General features: G+C 72.0%; 23 protein-coding genes. 15 read left to right on the top strand and 8 right to left on the bottom strand.

Annotation, left to right across the window (positions count from 1 at the left end; translation table 11 throughout):
* Positions 1 to 193 precede the first annotated feature (193 nt).
* A complete protein-coding gene (locus ACF08B_RS22585; protein WP_093480022.1) occupies positions 194 to 571 on the top strand; it encodes a VOC family protein in 378 nt (125 codons plus the stop codon).
* A 49-nt stretch (positions 572 to 620) separates the two neighbouring features.
* Positions 621 to 1,238 carry a TOPRIM nucleotidyl transferase/hydrolase domain-containing protein gene (locus tag ACF08B_RS22580; protein WP_392319008.1) on the top strand — a complete coding sequence of 206 codons (618 nt, stop codon included), beginning with the start codon at positions 621 to 623 and terminating at the stop codon, positions 1,236 to 1,238.
* Between the two features lie 23 nt (positions 1,239 to 1,261).
* Here ACF08B_RS22580 and lpdA read toward each other — a convergent pair whose 3' ends face one another.
* From lpdA to ACF08B_RS22565, 3 genes are all read right to left on the bottom strand, one after another.
* Complete coding sequence (gene lpdA, locus ACF08B_RS22575; RefSeq protein ID WP_392319253.1) at positions 1,262 to 2,674, bottom strand: dihydrolipoyl dehydrogenase; 1,413 nt, start codon at positions 2,672 to 2,674, stop codon at positions 1,262 to 1,264.
* Between the two features lie 203 nt (positions 2,675 to 2,877).
* Positions 2,878 to 3,270 (bottom strand): DUF4440 domain-containing protein, encoded by a 393-nt coding sequence (locus tag ACF08B_RS22570; RefSeq protein WP_392319007.1) that lies wholly within the window; start codon positions 3,268 to 3,270, stop codon positions 2,878 to 2,880.
* Positions 3,251 to 3,946: an HAD family hydrolase gene (locus ACF08B_RS22565; RefSeq protein WP_392319006.1), complete on the bottom strand. Its 696-nt coding sequence runs from the start codon at positions 3,944 to 3,946 to the stop codon at positions 3,251 to 3,253. The genes ACF08B_RS22570 and ACF08B_RS22565 overlap by 20 nt, the downstream gene beginning before the upstream one ends.
* A 134-nt stretch (positions 3,947 to 4,080) precedes the next feature.
* Between ACF08B_RS22565 and ACF08B_RS22560 the strand changes: the two genes are divergently transcribed.
* Together ACF08B_RS22560 and ACF08B_RS22555 are read left to right on the top strand one after the other, a co-directional pair.
* The gene (locus ACF08B_RS22560) at positions 4,081 to 4,830 is read left to right on the top strand and encodes a TetR/AcrR family transcriptional regulator (protein WP_392319005.1); all 750 of its coding nucleotides are present in this window, start codon (positions 4,081 to 4,083) and stop codon (positions 4,828 to 4,830) included.
* Complete coding sequence (locus tag ACF08B_RS22555) at positions 4,830 to 5,714, top strand: alpha/beta fold hydrolase (protein ID WP_392319004.1); 885 nt, start codon at positions 4,830 to 4,832, stop codon at positions 5,712 to 5,714. Before ACF08B_RS22560 ends, ACF08B_RS22555 begins: the two co-directional genes overlap by 1 nt.
* A gap of 21 nt (positions 5,715 to 5,735) precedes the next feature.
* On the opposite strand, the gene ACF08B_RS22550 is transcribed toward ACF08B_RS22555, so the two are convergent.
* The 3 genes from ACF08B_RS22550 to ACF08B_RS22540 are packed head-to-tail and all read right to left on the bottom strand — an operon-like array spanning position 5,736 to position 8,055.
* On the bottom strand, positions 5,736 to 6,854 hold the full coding sequence (locus tag ACF08B_RS22550; RefSeq protein ID WP_392319003.1) for an NADAR family protein: 1,119 nt from the start codon (positions 6,852 to 6,854) through the stop codon (positions 5,736 to 5,738).
* 60 nt (positions 6,855 to 6,914) lie between these two features.
* A complete protein-coding gene (locus ACF08B_RS22545) occupies positions 6,915 to 7,817 on the bottom strand; it encodes a YihY/virulence factor BrkB family protein (RefSeq protein WP_392319002.1) in 903 nt (300 codons plus the stop codon).
* Positions 7,807 to 8,055, bottom strand: coding sequence for a hypothetical protein (locus tag ACF08B_RS22540; protein WP_392319001.1), 249 nt, complete (start codon positions 8,053 to 8,055; stop codon positions 7,807 to 7,809). Before ACF08B_RS22540 ends, ACF08B_RS22545 begins: the two co-directional genes overlap by 11 nt.
* Before the next feature lie 241 nt (positions 8,056 to 8,296).
* Between ACF08B_RS22540 and ACF08B_RS22535 the strand changes: the two genes are divergently transcribed.
* The gene (locus ACF08B_RS22535) at positions 8,297 to 9,235 is read left to right on the top strand and encodes a YcxB family protein (RefSeq protein WP_392319000.1); all 939 of its coding nucleotides are present in this window, start codon (positions 8,297 to 8,299) and stop codon (positions 9,233 to 9,235) included.
* Positions 9,236 to 9,313: 78 nt separating this feature from the next.
* Here the strand turns inward: ACF08B_RS22535 and ACF08B_RS22530 are convergent, their stop codons facing one another.
* Positions 9,314 to 9,703, bottom strand: a complete 390-nt coding sequence (locus ACF08B_RS22530) for a hypothetical protein (protein ID WP_392318999.1) — start codon at positions 9,701 to 9,703, stop codon at positions 9,314 to 9,316.
* 280 nt (positions 9,704 to 9,983) lie between these two features.
* Here ACF08B_RS22530 and ACF08B_RS22525 point away from each other — a divergent pair, with 280 nt between their 5' ends.
* The 10 genes from ACF08B_RS22525 to ACF08B_RS22480 all read left to right on the top strand — a co-directional run bounded on the left by ACF08B_RS22525 (position 9,984) and on the right by ACF08B_RS22480 (position 20,734).
* On the top strand, positions 9,984 to 10,517 hold the full coding sequence (locus tag ACF08B_RS22525; protein WP_392318998.1) for a GNAT family N-acetyltransferase: 534 nt from the start codon (positions 9,984 to 9,986) through the stop codon (positions 10,515 to 10,517).
* Positions 10,518 to 10,685: 168 nt separating this feature from the next.
* On the top strand, positions 10,686 to 11,555 hold the full coding sequence (locus tag ACF08B_RS22520) for a nucleic acid/nucleotide deaminase domain-containing protein (protein ID WP_392318997.1): 870 nt from the start codon (positions 10,686 to 10,688) through the stop codon (positions 11,553 to 11,555).
* A gap of 37 nt (positions 11,556 to 11,592) precedes the next feature.
* Positions 11,593 to 13,281: a hypothetical protein gene (locus ACF08B_RS22515; RefSeq protein ID WP_392318996.1), complete on the top strand. Its 1,689-nt coding sequence runs from the start codon at positions 11,593 to 11,595 to the stop codon at positions 13,279 to 13,281.
* A 217-nt stretch (positions 13,282 to 13,498) separates the two neighbouring features.
* Positions 13,499 to 15,187 carry a nucleic acid/nucleotide deaminase domain-containing protein gene (locus ACF08B_RS22510; RefSeq protein WP_392318995.1) on the top strand — a complete coding sequence of 563 codons (1,689 nt, stop codon included), beginning with the start codon at positions 13,499 to 13,501 and terminating at the stop codon, positions 15,185 to 15,187.
* Between the two features lie 68 nt (positions 15,188 to 15,255).
* The gene (locus ACF08B_RS22505) at positions 15,256 to 15,873 is read left to right on the top strand and encodes an SUKH-4 family immunity protein (protein WP_392319252.1); all 618 of its coding nucleotides are present in this window, start codon (positions 15,256 to 15,258) and stop codon (positions 15,871 to 15,873) included.
* Between the two features lie 93 nt (positions 15,874 to 15,966).
* Positions 15,967 to 16,479 carry a cupin domain-containing protein gene (locus tag ACF08B_RS22500; protein ID WP_392318994.1) on the top strand — a complete coding sequence of 171 codons (513 nt, stop codon included), beginning with the start codon at positions 15,967 to 15,969 and terminating at the stop codon, positions 16,477 to 16,479.
* Between the two features lie 6 nt (positions 16,480 to 16,485).
* The gene (locus tag ACF08B_RS22495; RefSeq protein ID WP_392318993.1) at positions 16,486 to 17,001 is read left to right on the top strand and encodes a GNAT family N-acetyltransferase; all 516 of its coding nucleotides are present in this window, start codon (positions 16,486 to 16,488) and stop codon (positions 16,999 to 17,001) included.
* A gap of 81 nt (positions 17,002 to 17,082) precedes the next feature.
* Positions 17,083 to 17,826 (top strand): HAD family hydrolase, encoded by a 744-nt coding sequence (locus ACF08B_RS22490; RefSeq protein ID WP_392318992.1) that lies wholly within the window; start codon positions 17,083 to 17,085, stop codon positions 17,824 to 17,826.
* Positions 17,823 to 20,222, top strand: coding sequence for a glycoside hydrolase family 65 protein (locus ACF08B_RS22485; RefSeq protein WP_392318991.1), 2,400 nt, complete (start codon positions 17,823 to 17,825; stop codon positions 20,220 to 20,222). Before ACF08B_RS22490 ends, ACF08B_RS22485 begins: the two co-directional genes overlap by 4 nt.
* A gap of 83 nt (positions 20,223 to 20,305) precedes the next feature.
* Positions 20,306 to 20,734 carry a hypothetical protein gene (locus tag ACF08B_RS22480; protein WP_093480053.1) on the top strand — a complete coding sequence of 143 codons (429 nt, stop codon included), beginning with the start codon at positions 20,306 to 20,308 and terminating at the stop codon, positions 20,732 to 20,734.
* A gap of 216 nt (positions 20,735 to 20,950) precedes the next feature.
* Here the strand turns inward: ACF08B_RS22480 and snpA are convergent, their stop codons facing one another.
* Positions 20,951 to 21,640 (bottom strand): snapalysin, encoded by a 690-nt coding sequence (gene snpA, locus ACF08B_RS22475; protein ID WP_392318990.1) that lies wholly within the window; start codon positions 21,638 to 21,640, stop codon positions 20,951 to 20,953.
* Positions 21,641 to 21,846: the final 206 nt, after the last annotated feature.

Below are 21,846 nucleotides of genomic sequence, written 5' to 3'. Positions count from 1 at the left end.
GTGATGATGCGGCCACCCGGCACGGCCGGGGAAACCGCCTCGGCGCACCCCCGGCGACGGACATCCCCGTCCCGCCGGAGTTCACCCGGTGAGCCGTCACCCGTTCGGCGGTACCCGCGCGTGCGTCGAGTGTGCCAGCGGGTTGCCGGAATCCCCTGGACGGCGCCAGGTGTTCATGATCGGATTACCGGCCATGACCTCCTTGATCCGCCACATCACCATCGACGCCGCCGACCCCTACACCCTCGGGGACTTCTGGGCCAGGGCCCTGGACGGCTCGCTCGCCGACGACGACTTCCCGGGCGATCCCGAAGCGCTGGTCACGACCCCGGCAGCCACCTTGCTGTTCGTCAGGGTCGACGACCGCAAGACCGTGAAGAACCGCGTGCACTGGGACCTCCAGCCCCAGGACCGCACCCGGGACGAGGAGGTCGAGCGCCTGCTCGAACTCGGCGCCACGCTCCAGGGCGACCACCGCAGGCCCGACGGCACCGGCTGGGTGACACTGCGGGACCCCGAGGGCAACGAGTTCTGCGTGGAACGCAGCGCCGCGGAACGCGCCACGGACTGAGCTCGGAAATTCCCTGGCGTGACACCCGGCGAGAGCGAACACTCGTCCCATGGCTGACATGGGGGAGTTCCGGGACGCGGTCACGGCGTGGGCGGCCGGTGCTCCCGGCGACCCCGCACGGGAGCTGGCCGCGCGGCTGTCCGTCCGGGCGGTCGTACTCCTGGAAGGGCCGAGCGACGTCGCGGCGGTGAGCGCTCTCGCCGCACGCCGTGGCCGGAACCCGGCGGCCGAGGGAATCTGCGTCCTGTCGATGGGCGGCGCGATGAACGTCGGCCGCTTCGCCGGCCTCCTCGGACCGCCCGGTCTGGGCCTGCGCCTCACCGGACTGTGCGACGAGGCCGAGCGCCGCTACTACGCCCGCGGCTGGGAGCGGGCCGATGTGGCGCGGCAGGAATTCTTCGTCTGCGCGGCCGACCTGGAGGACGAGCTCATCCGCGCACTCGGCGTGACACGGGTGGCGGAGCTGATCGGGGCGGAGGGGGACGAGCGAGCCCTGCAGACGTTCCTGCGTCAGCCCGCCCAGCAAGGCCGCACCTCCCGGCAGCAGTTGCGGCGCTTCCTCGGCACGAAGAAGGGCCGCAAGATCCACTACGGCCGCGTCCTGGTCGAGGCCCTCGACCCCGACCAGGTGCCCGCCCCGCTCGACGCACTGCTCAGCAGCCTCTGAGGGACGGCGCGGGCACGGGCACGTCACATGTTGATCATGTGGCCCGCCAGGCCGTGGAGCGCCTCCTTGACGGCCTCGCCGAGCGTCGGGTGGGCGTGGACGTTGCGGGCGACCTCGTGGACGGTGAGGTCCCACTGCTGTGCCAGCGTCAGTTCGGGCAGCAGCTCGGTGACATCGGGGCCGATGAGGTGCCCGCCGATCAGCTCGCCGTACTTCGCGTCGCTGATCAGCTTCACGAAGCCGGTGGCGTCGCCCAGTCCGTGCGCCTTGGCGTTCGCGGTGAACGGGAACTTCGCCACCTTGACGTCGTAGCCGCGTTCGCGCGCCTGCGCCTCGGTGTAGCCGAAGCTGGCGATCTGCGGCTGGCAGTACGTGGCGCGCGGGATCATCGCGTAGTCGAGTTCCATGGTCTCGGCGTCCGCGAGCGTCTCGGCGGCGATCACGCCCATCGCCTCGGCCGCGTGCGCGAGCATCAGCTTCGCGGTGACGTCGCCGATGGCGTAGAGGTGCGGGACGTTCGTACGGCAGCGGCCGTCGACCTCGATCGCGCCGCGATCGGTGACCTGTACGCCGGTGTTCTCCAGGCCGTAACCGGTCACGTTGGGGGCGAAACCGATCGCCTGGAGGACCTTGTCGGCCTCCAGGACCTGCTGGGCGCCGTCCTTGCCGGTGACCGTGACCCGGACCCGGGGGCCCGACTCGTCGATGGCGTCGACGCGCGTGGAGGTGAGCGTCTCGATACCCAACCTGCGGTACTGCTTGGCGAGTTCGGCGGAGACCTCGGCGTCCTCCAGCGGGGCGAGGCGGTCCAGGAACTCGACGATCGTGACCTTCACGCCGTAGTTGTGCAGGACGTAGGCGAACTCGACGCCGATCGCGCCCGCGCCCGCGATGACGATCGACTCCGGGAGGTCCTCGGCGAGGATCTGCTCCTCGTAGGTGACCACGCGCGCGGTGCGGCGGGTGCCGGGCAGCAGCTTGGGCGTGGCGCCGGTGGCGATGATGCAGTGGTCGAATCCGATGGTGCGCGTGTCGCCCTCGAAGCCGGAGACCTGGAGGGTGTGCGCGTCGAGGAACGTGCCGTGTCCGTCGATCTCCGTGATGCGGTTCTTCTTCATCAGGTAGTGGACGCCCTTGACCCGGCCGTCGGCGACCTTGCGGCTGCGGCGGAACGCCTCGCCGTAGTCGAAGGACACCTCTCCGTCGACGCGGATGCCGAAGGTCTTCGCCTCGCGGGTGAAGATGTGCGCCAGTTCCGCGTTGCGCAGCAGGGCCTTGGTGGGGATGCAGCCCACGTTCAGGCAGACACCGCCCCAGTACTTCCGCTCGACGACGGCGACGCGCTTGCCGAGCTGGGCGGCGCGGATCGCGGCGACGTAGCCGCCGGGACCGGCGCCGAGCACCACCACGTCGAAGTGGTCGTCCTGCTCGTCCATCATCGATGCCTCCTCTTCGGGGCGCATGCCGCCGCGGTCGAGGACCGGTGCCCCTGGCTCCGGCCCGGAGTCGACCGATCGAACGACGCCGGCGAGCGGCGGGTCCGATCGGCGATCATGGACTCTACCCGTGCGTCCGCGGCCCTTCTCGGCGGCCTCCACCTTCTGCGCCGCCGACAGCCCGCCGAGCGTCTGCCGCACCGCTACGACCACTCGGTCCCGGGCGGGACGGGTGTGGCCTGGTGGTAGTACATCCGCCAGCCGGCCTCCCCGTCGCCCCTGCGCCACAGCGAACTGCGGCGCGCCCGCCTGCCGGCGATCGTCGTCTCGTAGGTGAGATGCACCAGCCCCGGAGCCAGTACGGCACCGGTCATGCGCGACGGCTCGTACCGTGGCCCGTCCTCGGTGGTGCCGGACATCTCGGGCAGCGCGGCGAGCATCTGCTCGTAGGTCCAACGCCGGCCCGAGGCTCCGACCTCCACGAACTCGGGGTCCAGCAGCCGCCCGGCCAGATCCCGGGACACCCGTACCCGAGGGTCCATGAGCCGCAGCTCACCCTGGATCGCCTCGGCCACGTCATCCTGTGCGGTGCGCATGCGCCTGCTCCTGCGGTCGTGTCGGTCGGCGGTGTTCCGTGAAGGACAGGATGTGCGGGGCCGCCTCGCGCAGGCTGCGGAAGTGGCGGTGCACGCCCTCCACCGCGACGGTGGTGTTCACGCCCCACACCGTCATGCCCGCCTCCCGTCCGGACCGCACTCCGGACGGGGCGTCCTCGATGACCAGACAGTCCCGCGGCGCGGCGCCCAGCAGCTCGGCGGCCCGCAGGTACGGCACCGGAGACGGCTTGCCCTCCTCGACGGCGGCCGCGTCCACGATCAACTCCGGCATCGGCAGCCCGGTCCGCCGGAACCGGCCCCGTACGCGGTGCGCGTAGTTCGAGGTCACCAGCGCCCAGCACCGCGGTGGCAGTCCGCGCAGCAACTCGGCCGCGCCGTCGAAGGCCGTGTAGACGCCGGTCCGGACGTCGTCGTCCTCCAGGTCGTGCAGAGCCGCCAGGCACTCCTGCGGGTCCCGGTCGGGGGCGACCTGGGCGAAGGTCTCCAGCGGACGGGTGCGCAACGCCACTTGGTGGACCTCGTCCGCGTCCAGCCCGTACCGCCGCGCCCATGTCGCCCATACCCGACGCTGGTTGCTCACCGCGTCGATCAACGTGCCGTCGACGTCGAACAGTACGTACTTGGCGCGGTCGGGCCGCGCGGTCTCACCGGTCACTCCTTGATCATGTCAGGCGGGGCGGTCGAGCGGAGCCGGCCGATCCCCGGATCCACGCCTCCCTTGTGACGCGTCCACTGGACGCGTACTGTGCGTCCGGTGGACGCATACTCCCTGGACCTGTGAGCGGATGGATGCCCGAGCAGCCGAACCCACGGCACGAGCCGCCGAGCGAGCAGAGGGCCCCGGTGGGCTCGGCGGCCTGGTGGGGCGAGCGGTACGCCGTCCGGGCGCGACAGCGGTCCCGGGCCGGCGGCATCACGCTCGGCGCGATCATGGACGCCTCGCTGCGCATCGCCGATGAGCAGGGCCTGGACGCTCTGACGATGCGCGCCGTGGGCGAGCGGATGGGGCTGCGGCACACCTCTCTGTACCGGCACGTCCCGAGCCGTGAGGCACTGCTCGTGGAATTGCTCGATCACATGCTGGGGGAGATCGCCCTGCCGGACTCCGGCTCAGCCGCCGACTGGCGTGCCCGGACGGCGGCCGGGGCCCGGGAGTACCGGCGTGTGCTGCTTGCCCACCGCGCCCTGGTGCCCCTGTTGACCCGGGGACAACTGCTGGGGCCCCATGCCCTGCGCGCCCGCGAACACGGCCTCCGGCTGCTGACCGAGGCGGGCTGGTCCGCGCAGAGCGCGGTACGGATCTACCTCACGGTCACGCACTACGTCGTCGGCGCCGTGCTCCTGGACACCGGGGGAGCGGCCCGGACCCCCGGTGAACGCGCGGCCATGACCGGCCTGTTCACGTCGCTGCCCGCGCGGACACATCCTCTGGTCACCGCCCATGCGGCGCTGCTCAACGGCGTGGACGGCGACGGCGAGTTCGACTTCGGTCTGCGGTGCCTCCTGGACGGCATCGCCGGAACACGGGAGAGCCACTGATGCCCAGGACCGCCATGCCCACCGGCGACCAGTGGGCCGCCGGGGGAAGCCGTACGACCGTCGAGGGGCGGGCGGGACGGCACACGCTGTTCGTCCGCCAGGACGGTCCGGCCGACGGTCCGCCGGTGACACTGGTGCACGGCTTCCCCACCTCCTCCCACGACTGGTCGCCGACCGTGCCCCGGCTGGCGGCGCACGGGTACCGGGTCACCACCTTCGACCTCCTCGGGTTCGGCCACAGCGACAAACCGCGCCGGCACACCTACTCGGTGCTGGAGCAGGCCGACCTGGTGGAGGCCCTCTGGAGCGGCCTCGGCATCGGCGACACGGCGCTCGTCGCCCACGACTACGGCGTGAGCGTGGCGCAGGAGCTGCTGGCCCGCGACCCCGGCCGGATCACCCGCATGGCCTGGCTGAACGGCGGCCTCTACCCGGACCTGCACCGGCCCGTGCGGGTGCAGCGGTTGCTGCACGGACCGTTCGGGCCGCTCCTTGCCCACGCCGTCACCGAACGCGGGTTCCGGGCGACGATGGGCCAGGTGCTGGGCCGCCCCGTCCCGCCCGAGGATCTGCACACCATGTGGGAGAGCGTCCGCCGGGACGGGGGCCGCCTGCTGGCTCCGCGGCTGCTGCGCTACATCGACGAGCGCCGCACGCACGAGGCGCGCTGGGTCCGGGCGCTCGAAGGCTACTTTGGCCCCACGCTGTTCCTCTGGGGGCCGGCCGACCCGATCAGCGGCGCCCATGTCCTCGACCGTGTCCGGCGCCGCATGCCGTCCGCGACCGTGGCGGAACTGGCCGGGCCGCCCGCGGTGGGCCACTACCCGCAGGTCGAGGCCCCGGACGAGGTCGCCGGTCATCTCCTCGACTTCCTCGCGGCCTGAGGGACGGGGGGCGCGGGCTGCCTACAGCCCGGACAACCCGGTTCGCCGCATGCGTAGTTCGGAGCGGACGAGTTCGAGGAGACGACCGGTCCAGTTGCGGCCCCGGCCGCCGTTGTCACCCCAGAAGGCCGAGTGGACGTCGTCGTAGATCACCGTGGCGTCGCCCGTCGCCAGCAGGATGTCGGCCAGCGCGGGATGCTGAGCGAACTTGGCGTGCAGCAGCCTGGTCATCACGGCGACGCGGGCCTGCTCCCACCCCTCGCGGCGCGGTGCCTCGGCCGCGATCCCGCGTGCCGCGGCAGCGGTGTCCGCCGCCGACACCGCCACGGCGGTCTCCGGCTGAGCGACCGACAGGGCCCAGTAGGCGTGGGTGACCGAGGGGTGGCCGACCTTCCCCACGGTGATCGGGGCGGGGTAGTCGTTGCGCAGGCCGAGTCGGCCCGGGTCGGGCACCGGCTGGTCCGGACAGGAGTCGTCGAGGTGGACCGCGGGGGCAAGCGGCGCCGCCGGACCGTCCGCTGCGTCGCGCGCTCGCAGCTCGGCCCTCCGGCGGGCCCGCTCCTCGAAGTACGCGAGGGCCCGGTCGTAGGCCTCCTGTGTGACCGGCGGGTCGTTCGGCAGGTAGGTCCGCCCTCCGGGCCCCGCCACCAGCGTCCGCAGCGGCCAGTCCTTGCTGTCCATGTCGCCCAGCGCGTACCGCCGCCGCGAGGCGGGGACGGCCAGGAACGCGGCGCGTGCCGCGGCCCGGTTCTCCTCCGTCGGATCGGCGAGGAAGACGTCGACGGCGGCCAGGCAGCGGCCCGTCGAGTCGGGGCGCCCGTTGAGCCGGTCGACGGTGTCGCGGACTTCGGCGACCAGCAGTTCGGGGCTGAGCCGACCGCGGGGCTCACCGAACCTCCAGGTCGCCAGGCCGTGCGCGGATCCCCTGGCACCGTCCGGCAGGGTCGTGGCGACCCACCCGGACCGGACCTTCTCCTCGAACTCCTCGAGGGTGACCAGCCCCCAGCAGTCGACGAGTCCGTCGGCGTAGATGAAGAGGTCGGTCAGGAAGTGGCTCCCGTTGCGGATGAAGGCGTGCCGCCAGGTCCCGGGTATGCGGACACCGTCCGCGACGCGATAGGTGTTCCGCTTTCCGATCATGCCGTGATTGTGTCGCAGCGGCGGCCGGGGTTCCCTTCGTTTTCTCTGCCGGTACGCCGGTCAGCCGTCCGCACGCGGGACGTTCCGGCTGTTCAGCTCGGCGGTGAACTGCGCACCGGCGAGCAGGGCGAGGTTGGACAGCCACAGCCAGATGAGGAAGACGACGACGCCCGCGAGGGAGCCGTACAGGCGGCTGTAGGCGCCCAGCAGACTGGTGTACAGGGCGAAACCGGCGGAGACGGTCAGCCACAGGGCGGCGGCCAGGCCGCCGCCGGGCAGGCTGTTGCGGCCGCGGCGGGCCGCGGCGGGGCCGGTGTGGAAGACGACGACCACCAGGACGGCCACGAGGCACAGCAGCAACGGCCAGCGGGCGATGCTCCAGATCAGCGGCACGGTGTGGTCCAGATGCAGCAGGCGGCCCACGTCCTGGGCGATCGGCCCGCTCAGCATCAGCACCAGGGCGCTGAGGACGAGCAGGGTGAGCAGGATCAGGGCGGTGGCCACGATGCGGGGGGCCTTGCGCCAGGGCGAGCGGCGGTCGGGCATGCGGTGCATGCGGTGCAGGGCCCGGCGGAAGACCGCCAGATAGCTGCAGGCCGACCACAGGGCGCTCGCGGCGCCGGCGGCCAGCAGGGTCCACGCGGCCGACTGCCGGGCGAGCATGCGACCGAGGACGCCGTGCAGTTCGGCGCCGGACTGGCCCGGAGCGTAGTGGGTGACGTGGGCGACGAACTGTTCGGCGGTGCCGGGGCTGATCAGCCCGAAAGCGAGGACGGTGACGAGCAGCGCCGGCAGTACCGCCAGGATGGCGTAGTACGTCAAGGCCGCCGCGTAGTCGGTGATGTCGTCGTTCCACATCCGCACCGGGGTCCGGCGCAGGGCCGGCCACCACGAGCGGGCGGCCCGGGGGAAGTGGCGGCCGGCGCTGCGCGGCCGCCGGGCCGGTGGTGACTCAGCGGACATGCGGCATCCCGAGGGAGGAGTGGCTGGAGGCCGGGCGGACGTCGAGGGTGTGCGGCGCGGCGGCGGAGTGTTCGGCCTCCGCGGCGAGCGCGCCGCCTGTGCCGCGGTCCCGGGTCGTCTCCCGTGCCGTGATGTCCGCGGCCTCGACGATTTCCACCGCCGGCTCGCCCGCCGCCGGCCGGGGACGGGAGCCGGCCGGGGGAGCATGGGATTCCGGTGGTCTCCGCTGGGTGGTCATGCGCACTTCCTCTCCCCGGGCACCCGTGCCACACGCGCGGGGGCCACCATGGGCTTCACTTCGACGGACACCGGCCGGCGGCGGGCTGTGACGCACCTTCCCCGAAATCACCCGGCCCACCACCGCGCGGGGTGATCGGTCCGCGAGAGGAGAGAGGAGACGCGGTGCAGGACCGCGCACCGCCGATGCCGAACCGATCCGTGCCTCTACGATCCGGTGGATCACCGAACCGGGAGGGGACATGGCCGAGGGCCGGGAGACGGATGCGGTTGCCGAGAGATCGGTGGAGCTGGCCTACCGGCCGACCGTCGGCGATCTGGCGTCCGCGCTGCGGGCACGCGCGCGGAGCACCGGCGCGGGACGGTTCCGGCGCGTGGTGATGGCCTGGACGCTGGCGATCACGACCGTGGGTGCCCTGCTGTCGGCGGCCGGCTCCGGCCACCGGGACACACCGTGGCCGCTGTACGCGGGCGTGGTGGCCTTCGTCGCCTTCATGACCGCCGTGCCGTGGGTGAAGGCGCGCCGTCTCCACCGGCTCGCCGAACGGCAGGGGGACATCCGGTGCAGCGTCGACGGCACCGGGCTCCGGCTCACCACCGCGCACAGCTCGGCCCGCCATGACTGGCACCTCTACGCGCGCTATGCCGAGACGCCGGAACTGTTCGTGCTGCTCAGCGCCGACAGGTCCGCCGTCGGATTCGTCGTCCTGCCCAAGCGGGCCGTGGCGGACCCGGAGGAGGTGGACCGGCTGCGCGCGGTCCTCGACCGGCGGCTCGTGCGGGCGGACGATGCCGCGGCGTCCGGCAGCCCGCGGAGCCGGCGCGGGGCCGTCGGCCGCGGGACCGGCTCCGTGGGACTCCTGCTGCTCGGGCTGCTGCTGTTCTTCCTCGCCTTCGCCGCCGTCCAGCGGGCCGCGGACCCGGACCGTTTTCCCGGGATCCAGCACAACACCGCCCCGGTGTCGGCGGTCATGCTGGCGCTGGGGACCCTCGCGGTCGTAGGGGCGGGGTGGCTCGTACGCCGGATGCGGACCATGCGGCTCGTGACCGCCGCGCTCGCCGCCGTCGTCCTGCTGGCGGGCGGCGCCGCCCTGTACCGCGTCGGACCGATGCTCCACTGCTGGGGCTCGGCCAGGATCACCCAGGGGCCCGAGGGCGCCTACGTCTGCTACGACTCCTGAGGGGCCGGCGGAGGATCGCCTCCTTGGCCGCGCGCACGTCGCCCCACCGAGGCCGCCGCGCGCCGCGCGTTCCGGCGCCTACGGGGAGCCGGTCGGTCGCTCGGTCGACGCCGGGGTCCTGCCCGGTGGGTGGGGCTGCCCGGAGAAGACCACGAGGTGCCACGTCCCCCCGTCCCGGGTCACCGTGAAGGTGGCGGTCATCGGCCTGCCGGCCTCGTCCGTGGCGGCCAGACGGGCGCTGGCGGTGTGCGGGCCCATCTCGTGCGCGACGTCCAAGTCGCCGATCTTCCATCCTCGGCCGCGCCTGGCTGCGAGGATTCTCGTTGCTTCTCGTCTCGACCAGGCCTCGTCCGCCACGCCGCCGATGCGGATCAGGCCGGTCGCGCTGTGGGCGTTGAGAGCGGTGAGGTAGCTCTCGACGGCCTGGCGTACGCCGTCGGCCGGCGGAGCGGTCGGTTCGGCTCCCACCCTGTCCGCGCGGCGAAGGCCGTGCGGCGACGGTTCACGGCGGAACCCTTCCTCTCCCGCGTCTGCGGCGCGATCTCGAGCCGACCGGTCGCGGTCGGCCCGCGTGAAAGGAGATCGAAAACGCCCGGAGCGTTCCCTCGTGGCCCGTTCCGAGCGCGGGAATGTCCGGTTCCTCGTCGCTGCCGCCACACCGCCGGCCGGTGCCCGGGAGGAGCCCGCACCAGGCCGGATCACCGAACCGGATTACCGATGCGGCGTCCGCCTTCGGCAGGATGGGCACATGACCGAGATCCGTACACCCCGCCTCCTCCTCCGACGCTGGCACGACGACGACCTCGTGCCGATGGCGGACATCAACGCGGACCCGCGGGTCATGCGCTGGATCGACGACGGCTCGGTGCGCGACCTGGACCAGACGGCCGAGGCCATCGAGTTGTGGGAGGAGGAGTGGGACGAGGAAGGCTTCGGACTTTTCGCCGTCGAACTGCTGGCCTCGGGCGAACTGATCGGTTTCACGGGACTGTCCGTGCCCGAGTTCCTGCCGGAAGTGATGCCCGCGGTGGCGATCAGCTGGCGGCTCGGCTCACAGTACTGGGGCCAGGGGTACGCCTCCGAAGCCGCGCACGCCACGCTGGAGTTCGCCCTTCAGGACCGCGGCCTGGACCGTGTCATCGCCATCGACCGCGTCGGGGACAACGCCTCCGAGAACGTCATCCGCAAGCTCGGCATGGAGCCCGAGCGGGAGGCGGCACACCCGGTCCACGGCTACCCGCTGCGCGTCCACGCCATCGATCTCACCGAGTTCCAGGCCTAGGTCGTGTCGTTCGGATCATGCCGGCCTGGTCCGAACGACAGGCCCTGGACCGGCCGAAGCGAGGATCGCCGAGCGGGCCTTGCCCGCGGCCGACGGTCCCCACCGTGAGTGAATCCCCGCCTGCGCATAGGGTGGAGCAGGCAAGTCCACCACCGTGAGAGGTCTGTGATGCCCGAGCTCCCCTCGGACCCCGCCGTCGCGCAGTTCGGCCCCCAGGGGCTGCGCCGCATCAGTGTGCCCGCCTCCTACGGAACCGTGCCGGCCTCGGCCCGTACCCACCTCGCGCAGGTCGGTGTGCCGCTGCACGTCGGCCCGTACTTCATCGCGGCGGACGACACCGACGGGCCGACCCTCGGGATGTACACCGGTCACCATGGCGTCGCCCTGCAGGGTGACTGGGCGGAGTGGGTGCGCATCGGCACCGACCGGCTGGCGGACCTGTGCGTCCGCACCGACGGCTCCGTGCAGGCCCTCTTCCTCGGTCGCGGCGAACCCGCCCTGTTCGTCAGCTCGGACGTCGCCGCCTTCACCCACTGCGCCGCCGTCCTGGACCGGGCCCTGCCGGTCATCGCCGCCTCGGACGGACTCCGGTCCGCCGCCGAGGCGTTCGCCGCACTGGTCCGGGAGATCCGGCAGATCGACCCGGAGGCCGTCGCCGACCGGGAGAACTGGTGGTCGCGGGTGCTCGACGACATCCGCCACACCCTCAACTTCCCCTTCTCGTCGGCCTTCGAGTACGTCGGCGAGGACGGCTCGAAGCAGATCGTCACCGCCCAGACCGGTCCTGGCCGCCTGCACCCCGAGGAGCAGCTGTGGCAGCAGCTCTCGTCCGCCGGGGTGGAGCCCGAGCAGGTCCGCCGCGTCTACTGCGAACTCGAACCGTGCATGATGCCCGGCCACTACTGCGCCGCCTGGCTGCAGGCCGTCCTCCCGCACGCGGAGTTCACGCACAGCTTCGACTACGGCACCACCGCGGAGTCCCGCGAAGAAGGCCTCAAGGAACTCATCACCCATGCCGCACAGCAGGCCCGGCAGTGACGCGCCGCCCGGGCGCCGCGGGAGCGCAGGCCGGTCCATGACCGCGGATCCCGCCCCGCGCTGGTCCCGGCCCGCTTTCGGGCGGGAGCCCGCCGCGGCCGCCCTGCTCTCCTGGCTCGGCGATCCCGGCGCCCCGGGCCTCGCTGTCGTCACCGGCGCCGAGGGCAGCGGCAAGTCGCGGCTCCTCGCCTGGCTGATCGGCCACGGCACCCGGCCCGGCACCGTCGGCGAACGCCGCATCCACGGCTTCGTGCCGCTGCCCGGCCAGACCGCGACCACGACCGCCTGGATGCTCGGCGACCAGCTGTCGATCGCCGCACGCTCCCCGGGCGACCTGGTGGCCGCGCTCGCCGCCGACCGGCGCCGCACGGTCATCGCGCTGCCCGAACTGCACTCCGCCGAGCAGCCCGATTCCGTCATCGAACTCGTCCTGCGACTCGCCGCGTTGGACCATGTCCGGGTGCTCGTCGAGGTCCGCTCCGGTACGCGATGGGAGCAGGCGCTCACCGCCGGGCCCTGCGCCCGCATGGACCTGGACGAGCCGCAGTGGACCGACGAGGCCCGCCGCCGTTCCTGGGACGCGGCCCACCCCGTGGAGCCGGCCGGGCGCGCGGAACAGGACCCGGGGCAGGAGGCTCCGTTCGACCTGGACGACCCCGTCTCGGTCTGCGCCGCCGATCCCTGGAGCGTGGCCACCGCGTACGAACGCTCCCAGAAGAGCCACGGCGGACTGCGCGCCGCCTGGCTGCGTGCCGGTGCCTCCCTGACCCGTGAGCAGCCGGCCGCCGAACGCGCCCTGGTCCTGCGCGCCGCCCTCGGCGACGCCGGTGACCCACGACTGGCCGCCGCCCTCGACTCCGCTGCCCGAGACGCCTCCTGGACCCTCGTCCGGCACCGGGTGCGCGGCGACGTCACGCCACCGTGGCCCGGTCCGGTGCGCGCCCTGGCGGCGGGTACCGGCCCCCTGGCCGGGCAGCTCGTCGTCGCCGACCATCAGGGCACCGTGCGCGTCCTCGACGCGGAGAGCGCCCGCTCCACCGGCCGCCTGCCGCACCCCGCGCCCGGCGTCCGCGCCACCGCCGAGCACGGCGACGGCACCGTCACCGTCCTCGACGAGCACGGCCTCCTGCACACCCAGCGCGCCGCCGAGTCCGCGAAGCCCAAGGGCCTCGCCGCCCTCCTCGACGACGGCCCCTCCGCGCAGGAGCGACTGCTCGCGGCCGTACAGGAGTACACACAGCGTCAGCGGGAGACGGTCACCGCGCTGACCGGCGCCGGGGGCCGGGTCGTCCTCGGTGACGCCGCCGGGACGGTGCACGTGGTGACCGCCGGCGCCGAGCCGCGCACCGCCACCCTGCACCGGGGGCGCGTCACCGCGGTCGCCGGCACCGCCCTGCCCGTCTCCGCGGCGGGCGACACCGTCCTCCTGCTGTACACGGGCGGCGCCGACGGCACCGTACGCGCCTGGGCCCCCCACACCGACGCCATGCCCGAGCCGGTGGCCGCCCGCAACTGCGCCGTCGACGCGGTGGCGGTGGCGACGGCCGACGCCGGGCTCGTCCTCGCGATCGCCTGGGCCGACGGTCTCGTCGAACACCGGGCCCTGGACGACGACAGGCTGCGCACCTTCCACCCCGGCAGCAGGGCCCATGCCCTCGCCTTCACGGCGGAAGCGGACCTGGTGGTGGGGACGGACGAGGCACTCCTGCGGCTGCGCGGGCGGTGACGGCCGCCACGCGGTGAACGACCACCGCCCCGCGGTTGCAGCTCGTTGCATTCCGTATCCGTGTGAGTCCCGGTCAACTCCGTTGCCGTCACCGTCGGATGGGACCCTTGTCACGAAGTCGTGACACGGCCGGTTTACCCTTGTGTACCTGACAACGTTCTCCTTTGCTGGGGGGAGCGGGAGACGCAAGTGTCGACGGGGGACGGAGCGCGCGGCCATGGGGCTGGTACTGCCGAGCATCATCGACGAGGCACTCGACCTCATCGGGGTCAACTGGCCCAACGTCGACGAGGACGACTACTTCGAGATGGCGACGTCCATGCGGGACTTCGCCGATCAGTTCGAGGGCAACGGTGGCAACGCGCACAAAGCCGTGACCCGCATCCTCTCCTCCTCCGAGGGCTGGGCCGTCGAGTCCATGCAGAAGCACTGGTCGCACGTGAAGGTCAACCACCTGGAGAAGATCCCCGAGGCGGCGCGGCTGTTCGCGGACGCCTGTGACGGGGTCGGCCAGATCATCCGCGGCATGAAGGTCAAAGCGGGTGTCGAACTCGCCGTACTGGCCGGGACCATCGTGGCCGAACTCGCCGCCGCCCCGGTGACCCTGGGCCTCTCCGCCGCGGCTGCCGCCGGTGAGATCGCGTTGATGCGCACCATCGTGAAGCGGCTCGTCGACGAGGCGGTCGACCAGATAGTCGACGCGCTCATCGCGAAGGTCACCGAGCCCGTCACCGGCAAACTCCAGCAGCTCGTCTCGGACATGGTCCTCGACCTTGCCGAGGGCGCCTTCAACCCCGGTGACAACCCGGGCGGTATGCAACTGGCCTCGGCGGGCGACTCCGACAGCGGCGGCTCCGGCAGCGGGGGCAAGAAGACGGTCATCGACCACGTCGAGTTCGAGGACGGCGCCGGCCATGTCTCGCGCCAGGGCAGCGACCTGGGCAGCCAGTCCCGGATCCATCTGGGCAAGTCGAAGCACACCTTCGGCAGGACCAAGGGCAAGGACGTCTTCACCAAGGCGTTCGACGGCATTCTGGAAGATGCCATCGACGGCATGGAGAAGGCCGCCAAGAAGGTCAGCGACCACGTCACCGACACCATCCCGGACCGTGTGAAGGCCGCCTCCCGGCACCAGAAGCGCAAGGACCACGATGTCGGCGACGAGGCCGAAAAGGTCGACGTCAAGAAGGCCAAGCACGACGACGACACGCCCATGTACCTGCTCAGCGACGACGGTTCGATCCGTCAGTTGCACCACGACGGGACCACCAGCCCCGTCCATCACACCGACTCGTCCGGAGTGAACGACGTACTCGGCAACAAGGCCTGGTACCCGTGGAACAACAAGGGCGAGAAGCAGCGCAAGGGCAAGCCCGCCAACGGCACGGTCAATTCCACGAAGGTCGCGCCCGGTTCCACCGACCTGGCTCGCGCGGCCCAGCTCGGCCGCTATGCCAACCGCACCGAGCGCCCCGATTCCTACGTGCCCGGCGGCAACTACGCCTCGGCGCTGCACGACGACGGCAAGGGGAACCGTTTCATCCTGGTCGGCGCCAGCGGTGAGGCCCACTCCGAACGTTCCATCGGACACCCGCTGATCAAGAACGGGCACGAGGGCAACGTCCGCGAGCTGTACACGGAACGTGAGCCCTGCCAGAAGAATCCCAAATGCGACAAATATCTCGCGAGGGAATTCCCCGACGACCTCCAGGTCACCCACAGTTCGAAATACGACCAGTCCGAAAAGGGTTCGAACGGCGAAGAGCTCAGTAAATACAAGAAGGACCGGGAGCACCGCGCCTATGTCAAATGGCTGCACGACCAGTGGGACCAGCACGGTGTCTCCGGCGGCCGCACTGATACAGTGATGAACCTCTTGCCCTCGGACAACAAGTTCGTCCCCTGAGAATCCATTCAAGAATCCATTGAATGTCCTACGGCGTCCGTGGCGCCGCCGACTTCGGAGTTCTGCCCGTGCTTTTCGACGTCACCCGCAGTGAACTCGCCGCCATCTTCGGCGAGGACCGGCTCGCGACCGTGCCCGCCACCGCCTTCCCGCCCTCCGCCGCGGACACGGAGGGCGCGCGCCTCCTGCAGACCGTCGGCGTCCCCACCGGGACGCTCCACCTGCGTGAGCCCGACGAGGACTCCGGTCGGCTGCCCCTCGTCCAGGACGTCGTCGACGTCGAGGACTTCGAGGACGCGGCGGAGGACGCGGGCGAATGGCCCGTCATCGGCTGGCTGCTCAACGCCCACCTCGCCCTGGACCCCGGTTCCGGCACGGTGCACGCCTTCGACGCCGACGACGAGACCGTGCGGGAACTCCACACGGACGTCTCCTCCCTCGTCCAGGTCACCCTGCGGTTCCAGCGCCTGCTGGAGGAGTTCACCTTCAGCGGCGACGACGGCGACGAGGAAGCCGACTTCGAGCGCCTGGAGGGCGAGGTCGAGCGCATCGGCCAGGAGACGAGCCGCACCGACCCGCTCCCCTTCCAGGACGACGAGACGGTCTGGTCGGTGGTCGGCGAGGAGATCGCCGCGGGCCAGCGCTTCAAGGGAAACAGCCCGGGAGCCCGCTCGCTCTACGGGTGATCGCCCGAGGGCGGCGCCGGAGGGGTCACCTCGATGCGCGAGCCTCCTGATAATTCGACTGACCGCCGACCCGCGCTGCGCCACAATGCCGACATGACCGATGATCCCTCCCGGCTGCCGACCGCTCCGCTGCTGCGCCGTCCGTCGGACGGTGAGCTCATCGACGTCGCCGGTGTCGCGCACTTCTTCCGGCTCACCGGGGAGCACACGGGCGGGCGCTTCGCCTTCGAGGAGTTCGCTCTCGCCCCGGGCACCGTCGGAGCCAGGCCCCACGTGCACGAGGGACACGACGAGTACTTCTACGTCCTCGAAGGCGAGCTGACCCTGCACACCGGGGACGGAGAGGTGACCGCGGGCCCCGGCCACCTCCTCGCCGCCACCCGCGGCACCCCGCACGGCTTCCGCAACGCGGGACCGGTCGTCGCGCGCGCCCTCTGTCTCTACACCCCGGCCGGCTACGAGAACTACTTCCGCGAGGTGCACGCGGCCCTGAGCGCCGGAGCCGAAGCGACCGACGAACTGCTCGCCGAGTTCCGCGGCCGCCACCGGACCACCTCCCACCCCGTACCCTCGGCACGGTCCGAGACCGAGCCCGCCACGTCCTGATCTCCCATGACCCAGTCCCTGCCGCAGATACGGCTGCTCCACCCGGGCCACGCCCCCGCACTCCTCACCTTCGAACGCGAGAACCGGGCCTACTTCGCGAGATCCGTTCCCGACCGCGGGGACGACTTCTTCACCCGGTTCGACGAACGGCTCCATGCTCTGCTCGCCGAGCAGGAGTCCGGCATCTGCTACTTCCACGTCCTGCTCGGCGGCGAGGGCGAGGTGCTGGGGCGGATCAATCTCGTGGACGTGGCGGACGGCGGTGCCGACCTCGGGTACCGGATCGCCGAACGGGCCGCGGGCCGGGGCCTGGCCACCTGGGCCGTGCGGGAACTCTGTCACCGGGCCGCGGGCCGGTACGGACTCACCCACCTGCGCGCGGCGACCACACTCGGCAACGCGGCGTCCCAGGCCGTACTGGCCAAGGCGGGGTTCGCCGTCGTCGGCGAGACACGCCTGTCAGGCCATCCCGGTCTGACGTATCTGCGCACGCTCGGCGAGGTCCCGGCTCCGTCGCCCTGACGTGGACCGAGCGGGTGCCTTCCCGCCCGCCGGACGGTGTCGCCCCGCCGTCGGACGCCGGCACCTCCTAGCCTCGACGGCATGCTACGGCTACCTCCCCACATCCGGGCCTGCCTGTTCGACCTCGACGGGGTGCTCACCCAGACGGCGAAGGTGCACGCGGCCGCCTGGAAGGAGATGTTCGACGGCTATCTCCGCGAGCGCGCGGCCCGCGAGGGTGCGCCGTTCGTGCCCTTCGACGCGGTCGACGACTACGACGAGTACGTGGACGGACGGCCCCGCGAGGACGGGGTGCGCACCTTCCTCGCCGCGCGCGGGGTGCACCTGCCCGAGGGATCGCCGGACGACCCCCCGGAGTCGGAGACCGTCAACGGTCTGGGGACGCGCAAGAACGCCCTGGTGCTCCGACGGATCCGCGAGGTCGGGGTGGAGCCCTACGAGGGGTCGGTCCGCTTCGTGCACGCGGTACGCGAGGCCGGGCTGCGCTGCGCGGTGGTGTCGTCCAGCGCGAACTGCCGGGACGTCCTGGCGGCGGCCGGTATCGAGGACCTGTTCGACGAGCGCATCGACGGCGTCGTGGCCCGCGACCGCCGGCTGCGCGGCAAACCCGCCCCGGACACCTATCTGGAGGCGGCACGCGGACTGGACACGGAGCCGGACGCGGCCGCGGTCTTCGAGGACGCGCTGGCCGGCGTCGAGGCCGGACGGGCGGGACGGTTCGGTGTCGTCGTCGGGGTCGACCGGGTCGGCCAGGCGGAGCAGTTGCGGGCCCACGGGGCGGACGTGGTGGTCCGTGACCTGGCGGAACTCCTGGAGTCGCGGTGATCACACATCCCAGCTTCACGGTCGAGCCGTGGTGCCTGCGCGAGACCGAGCTGAACCTGGAGGTGCTCGCCCAGAGCGAATCCGTGTTCGCCCTGTCCAACGGGCACATCGGCTGGCGCGGAAACCTCGACGAGGGCGAGCCCCACGGGCTGCCCGGCGCCTACCTCAACGGCGTCCACGAACAGCACCCGCTGCCGTACGCCGAAGCGGGCTACGGATATCCCGAGTCCGGCCAGACGATGATCAACGTCACCGACGGCAAGATCATCCGGCTGCTGGTGGACGACCACCCCTGCGACCTGCGCTACGGCCAACTGCTGGAGCACGAGCGCGTCCTGGACTTCCGGACCGGTGTGCTCAGCCGGACCGCACGATGGACCTCACCCGGCGGCCGGACCGTCCGGATCACCTCGCGGCGACTGGTGTCCTTCGCCCAGCGGGCGGTGGCCGCCGTGGTCTACGAGGTCGAGCCGGTCGACGGACCGGCGAGCGTCGCCGTCCAGTCCGAACTCGTCGCCAACGAACAACTGCCCAGCATCACGGGCGATCCACGGGTCGCCGCCGCCACCAGGTCACCGCTCGGCGGCGAGGAGTACTTCGCGCAGGACACCCGCCTCCGGCTCGTGCACCGCACCGAGGCCAGCGCGCTGCGGGTCGGAGCGGCGGCCGACCATCTCGTCGAGGGTCCCGGGAGCACCCACTGGACGGCCCAGTGCGAGCCCGACGTCAGCCGTCTGACGGTGACCGCCGACCTGGAGCCCGGGCAGCCGCTGCGGCTGGTCAAGTTCGTGGCCTACGGCTGGTCCGGGGAGCGTTCCCTGCCGGCCGTGCACGATCAGGTCGACGGGGCGGTGGCGGCCGCGGTCAGCACCGGCTGGGACGGGCTGGTCGCCGCGCAGCGCGCCTACCTGGACCGGTTCTGGGCAGGCGCGGACGTCGAGGTGGAGGGCGACGCGCAGATCCAGCAGGCGGTGCGGTTCGCCCTCTTCCACGTGCTCCAGGCCGCGGCCCGCGGGGAGAACCGGGCCATCCCCGCCAAGGGGCTGACCGGAACCGGCTACGACGGGCACTCCTTCTGGGACACCGAGTCCTACGTCCTGCCGCTGCTGACGTTCACCGCACCGGAGGCCGTGGCGTCGGCACTGCGATGGCGGCACGGAACGCTGCCGGCGGCACGCGAACGCGCCCGCCAACTGGGGCTCGCCGGGTCGGTGTTCCCCTGGCGGACGATCGAGGGCGCCGAGTGCTCCGCCTACTGGCCGGCCGGGACGGCCGCCTTCCACGTCAACGCGGACATCGCCAACGCCGCGGTCCGCTACGTCATGGCCAGCGGGGACGAGGAGTTCGACCGGGACGAGGGACTCGACCTCCTCGTGGACACCGCCCGGCTGTGGCGCTCCCTGGGTCACCACGACGCCGCGGGCGTCTTCCACATCGACGGGGTCACCGGACCCGACGAGTACAGCGCCATCGCGCGGGACAACCTGTACACCAACCTGATGGCCCGGCAGAACCTGGTGGCCGCGGCGGACGCGGCCGCGCGCCATCCGGACCGGGCCGCGGAGCTCGGGGTCGACGACGAGGAGACCGCCGTCTGGCGGGACGCCGCGGCCCGCATGGCCATGCCGTACAACGAGACCCTCGGCGTCCACGAACAGTCCGCCGGCTACACCCACTTCCAGCGCTGGGACTTCGAGGCGACCCCGCCCGAGAACTACCCGCTCCTGCTGCACTACCCCTACTTCGACCTGTACCGGAAGCAAGTCGTCAAGCAGGCCGACGTGGTCCTGGCGATGATGGAGTTCCCGAACGCCTTCACCGAGGAGCAGAAGGCACGCAACTTCGCCTACTACGACGCGCTGACCGTCCGTGACTCCTCGCTGTCCGCCTGCTGCCAGGCGGTGCTCGCCGCCGAGACCGGGCACCTGCGTCTGGCCTACGCCTACCTGGGCGAGGCCGCGTTGATGGACCTCGACGACCTGGAGCACAACACCCGCGACGGTCTGCACATCGCGTCGCTGGCCGGGACGTGGATCGCGCTGGTCGCCGGCTTCGGGGGCATGCGCCGGCACATCGGCGAGGACGGCAGGCCGAACCTGCTCGGCTTCTCGCCCCGCCTGCCCGAAGCGCTCTCCCGAGTGGCGTTCACCGTGCTGATGCGCGGCCGCCGGCTCAAGGTGGACATCGGGCCCACCCATGTGCGCTACCGACTGGTGGAGGGCGAACCACTGGAGCTGCTGCACCACGGGGAGCCGCTCACCGTGACCGCCGGAGCAACGGTGGAGCGCCCGGTGCCGCCCGCCACCGTCCGTCCCGAGCCGCAGCAGCCGCGTGGCCGCCGCCCCGCCGGCCTCGCCACCGAGGAGGAACAACTCCGGCCGGAGACACAGGAGTAGCCCGGAGGGGAGCAAGAGGTGGCATACCGGGCCGGCTCGGCGGTGCCACGTTTGTTCCGCCGGGTGTGGGCAACGCGAAGTCCATGACTGAATCGAACGATGACTCGAGCCGGAAGTCCGCGGCGGTGCGCGAGAGCGCGTCCAAGGCGCGGCGGACGGCGGACAAGGCGACGGCACCGGCCGGCCGGGCGGCGAAGAAGGCCGTGACGACCACCGACGGTGCCGTGTCGGCCGCGAAGGCCGGCACCGAGCGTGCGGCCGGGGCGACGAGCGCGGCCGCCCGTACGGCGGCCCAGGGCGTCGAATCGGGCCGGCAGGCGTTGATCACGGCCTCCGGCCAGGTCGCGGCCACGGCCAAGACGGCCTGGACGGTCATCGCCCACCGCAAGGTGATCGCCGCCGGTGTGGGCGCGGGTCTCACCGCGTGGACCGCCGCGTCCTATGCGATGGGGCGACGGGCCGAGCGTCAGACGCACGGGCCGCTCACCCGCCTCACCAGCGGACGTTTCTGACCTGTCCACGGACGCGGTCCGACATGTCCACCGGTGGAACAGGACACGCCCGCACTTCCGGACGCACCAGGGCCGGCCCATCCCCGTCGCACCAGACGGCGGTGGGCCGGCCCCGGCCGTTCCTGCGGCGGCGGTACGGACCGCGGTCGGCGCCGCGGTCCGGACCGAGCGGGCGGACCGGTGGGTGCCGGGGCCGGTCCGCCTCGTCCCCCGGGGTCAGCCGGTCTTGCTCAGCCGCGCGACGGCCTTGGCGAGACCGTTCACCCAGAGCTGGTTGACGCGGGCGCGCTCCGTGGAGTTCGGGTACCGGTTGGTGCAGGACGGGCCGGGGCCGCCACCCGACATCAGCTCGCTGCACGGGCCGCTGTAGTGGTCGGGCAGCCCCAGCACGTGACCGGTCTCGTGGGCGGCGACACGGATCGAGTCGTACTGCCGGTTCTGCGCGTAGTCCAGGAAGATGTAGCCGCTGCCGTGGCCGTTGGTCGACGCGTACGAGCCACGCGAGTCGTTGCCCTCGTAGTAGGCGAAGTCCGCGCCGCCCGAGGTCGCCTGGAGCTTGACGTTCGACACGGAGCTGTTCCAGATGGAGGCGGCGCTCGATATCTGGGAGCGGAAGCTCGGCGCCTGGGAGGCGTTGTAGTAGACGGTCACCACCTTCAGGGAGGGCTGGGCGGCCTGCCGCTTCGCCACCGACTTCAGAACGGCGTCGAAGAACGCTTTGTTGCCGGAGTTCTCGGCCGAACCGACGTAGCCGGCGGCCAAGGTGCGGGCCGGGGCCTCGGCGGTGCTCCGGGCACTCGCCGGCGCCGCGGTGCCGAGCGCGGCGGAGGCCAGGCCCAGGCCGAGCGCGAGGGCCAGAAGTCTCCTGGAGTTCTTCGGCCGGTTGGGCATGGGGAACGAAGCCATGTGGGGGGCTCCTTCTCGTCCTGTGGGGTTGAACGATCGGTTGCCCTGGAGTCTCCTTCAGTCCAACGGCGGTGCGGATGATGGCAGTTGGGGATAGCGCGGTGCTATCGGCGGCCGGCTCGACACTCGTGCCGCCCGGCTCGGCCGACTCGTCCGGATTCGTTGGAACTTGAACATCTGGTGTACCGACCCGCTCCGCCCTACGC

Origin of the sequence: Streptomyces sp. NPDC015139, from assembly GCF_043079785.1 — a bacterium.
GTDB lineage: Bacteria > Actinomycetota > Actinomycetes > Streptomycetales > Streptomycetaceae > Streptomyces > Streptomyces albidocamelliae.
The sequence above is the reverse complement of the archived record's forward strand: the minus strand, read 5'-3'. Positions and strand labels throughout refer to the sequence as shown.

Bases quoted from the DNA above. Each gene is read 5' to 3' on its own strand.
- ACF08B_RS22520 (WP_392318997.1), top strand. From the start codon at position 10,686: ATGCCCGAGCTCCCCTCGGACCCCGCCGTCGCGCAGTTCGGCCCCCAG.
- ACF08B_RS22545 (WP_392319002.1), bottom strand. From the start codon at position 7,817: ATGTCCGCTGAGTCACCACCGGCCCGGCGGCCGCGCAGCGCCGGCCGC.
- ACF08B_RS22510 (WP_392318995.1), top strand. From the start codon at position 13,499: ATGGGGCTGGTACTGCCGAGCATCATCGACGAGGCACTCGACCTCATC.
- ACF08B_RS22480 (WP_093480053.1), top strand. From the start codon at position 20,306: ATGACTGAATCGAACGATGACTCGAGCCGGAAGTCCGCGGCGGTGCGC.
- ACF08B_RS22495 (WP_392318993.1), top strand. From the start codon at position 16,486: ATGACCCAGTCCCTGCCGCAGATACGGCTGCTCCACCCGGGCCACGCC.
- ACF08B_RS22525 (WP_392318998.1), top strand. From the start codon at position 9,984: ATGACCGAGATCCGTACACCCCGCCTCCTCCTCCGACGCTGGCACGAC.
- ACF08B_RS22490 (WP_392318992.1), top strand. From the start codon at position 17,083: ATGCTACGGCTACCTCCCCACATCCGGGCCTGCCTGTTCGACCTCGAC.
- ACF08B_RS22540 (WP_392319001.1), bottom strand. From the start codon at position 8,055: ATGACCACCCAGCGGAGACCACCGGAATCCCATGCTCCCCCGGCCGGC.
- ACF08B_RS22580 (WP_392319008.1), top strand. From the start codon at position 621: ATGGCTGACATGGGGGAGTTCCGGGACGCGGTCACGGCGTGGGCGGCC.
- ACF08B_RS22550 (WP_392319003.1), bottom strand. From the start codon at position 6,854: ATGATCGGAAAGCGGAACACCTATCGCGTCGCGGACGGTGTCCGCATA.
- ACF08B_RS22560 (WP_392319005.1), top strand. From the start codon at position 4,081: ATGCCCGAGCAGCCGAACCCACGGCACGAGCCGCCGAGCGAGCAGAGG.
- lpdA (WP_392319253.1), bottom strand. From the start codon at position 2,674: ATGGACGAGCAGGACGACCACTTCGACGTGGTGGTGCTCGGCGCCGGT.
- ACF08B_RS22570 (WP_392319007.1), bottom strand. From the start codon at position 3,270: ATGCGCACCGCACAGGATGACGTGGCCGAGGCGATCCAGGGTGAGCTG.
- ACF08B_RS22585 (WP_093480022.1), top strand. From the start codon at position 194: ATGACCTCCTTGATCCGCCACATCACCATCGACGCCGCCGACCCCTAC.
- ACF08B_RS22515 (WP_392318996.1), top strand. From the start codon at position 11,593: ATGACCGCGGATCCCGCCCCGCGCTGGTCCCGGCCCGCTTTCGGGCGG.
- ACF08B_RS22555 (WP_392319004.1), top strand. From the start codon at position 4,830: ATGCCCAGGACCGCCATGCCCACCGGCGACCAGTGGGCCGCCGGGGGA.
- ACF08B_RS22535 (WP_392319000.1), top strand. From the start codon at position 8,297: ATGGCCGAGGGCCGGGAGACGGATGCGGTTGCCGAGAGATCGGTGGAG.
- snpA (WP_392318990.1), bottom strand. From the start codon at position 21,640: ATGGCTTCGTTCCCCATGCCCAACCGGCCGAAGAACTCCAGGAGACTT.
- ACF08B_RS22500 (WP_392318994.1), top strand. From the start codon at position 15,967: ATGACCGATGATCCCTCCCGGCTGCCGACCGCTCCGCTGCTGCGCCGT.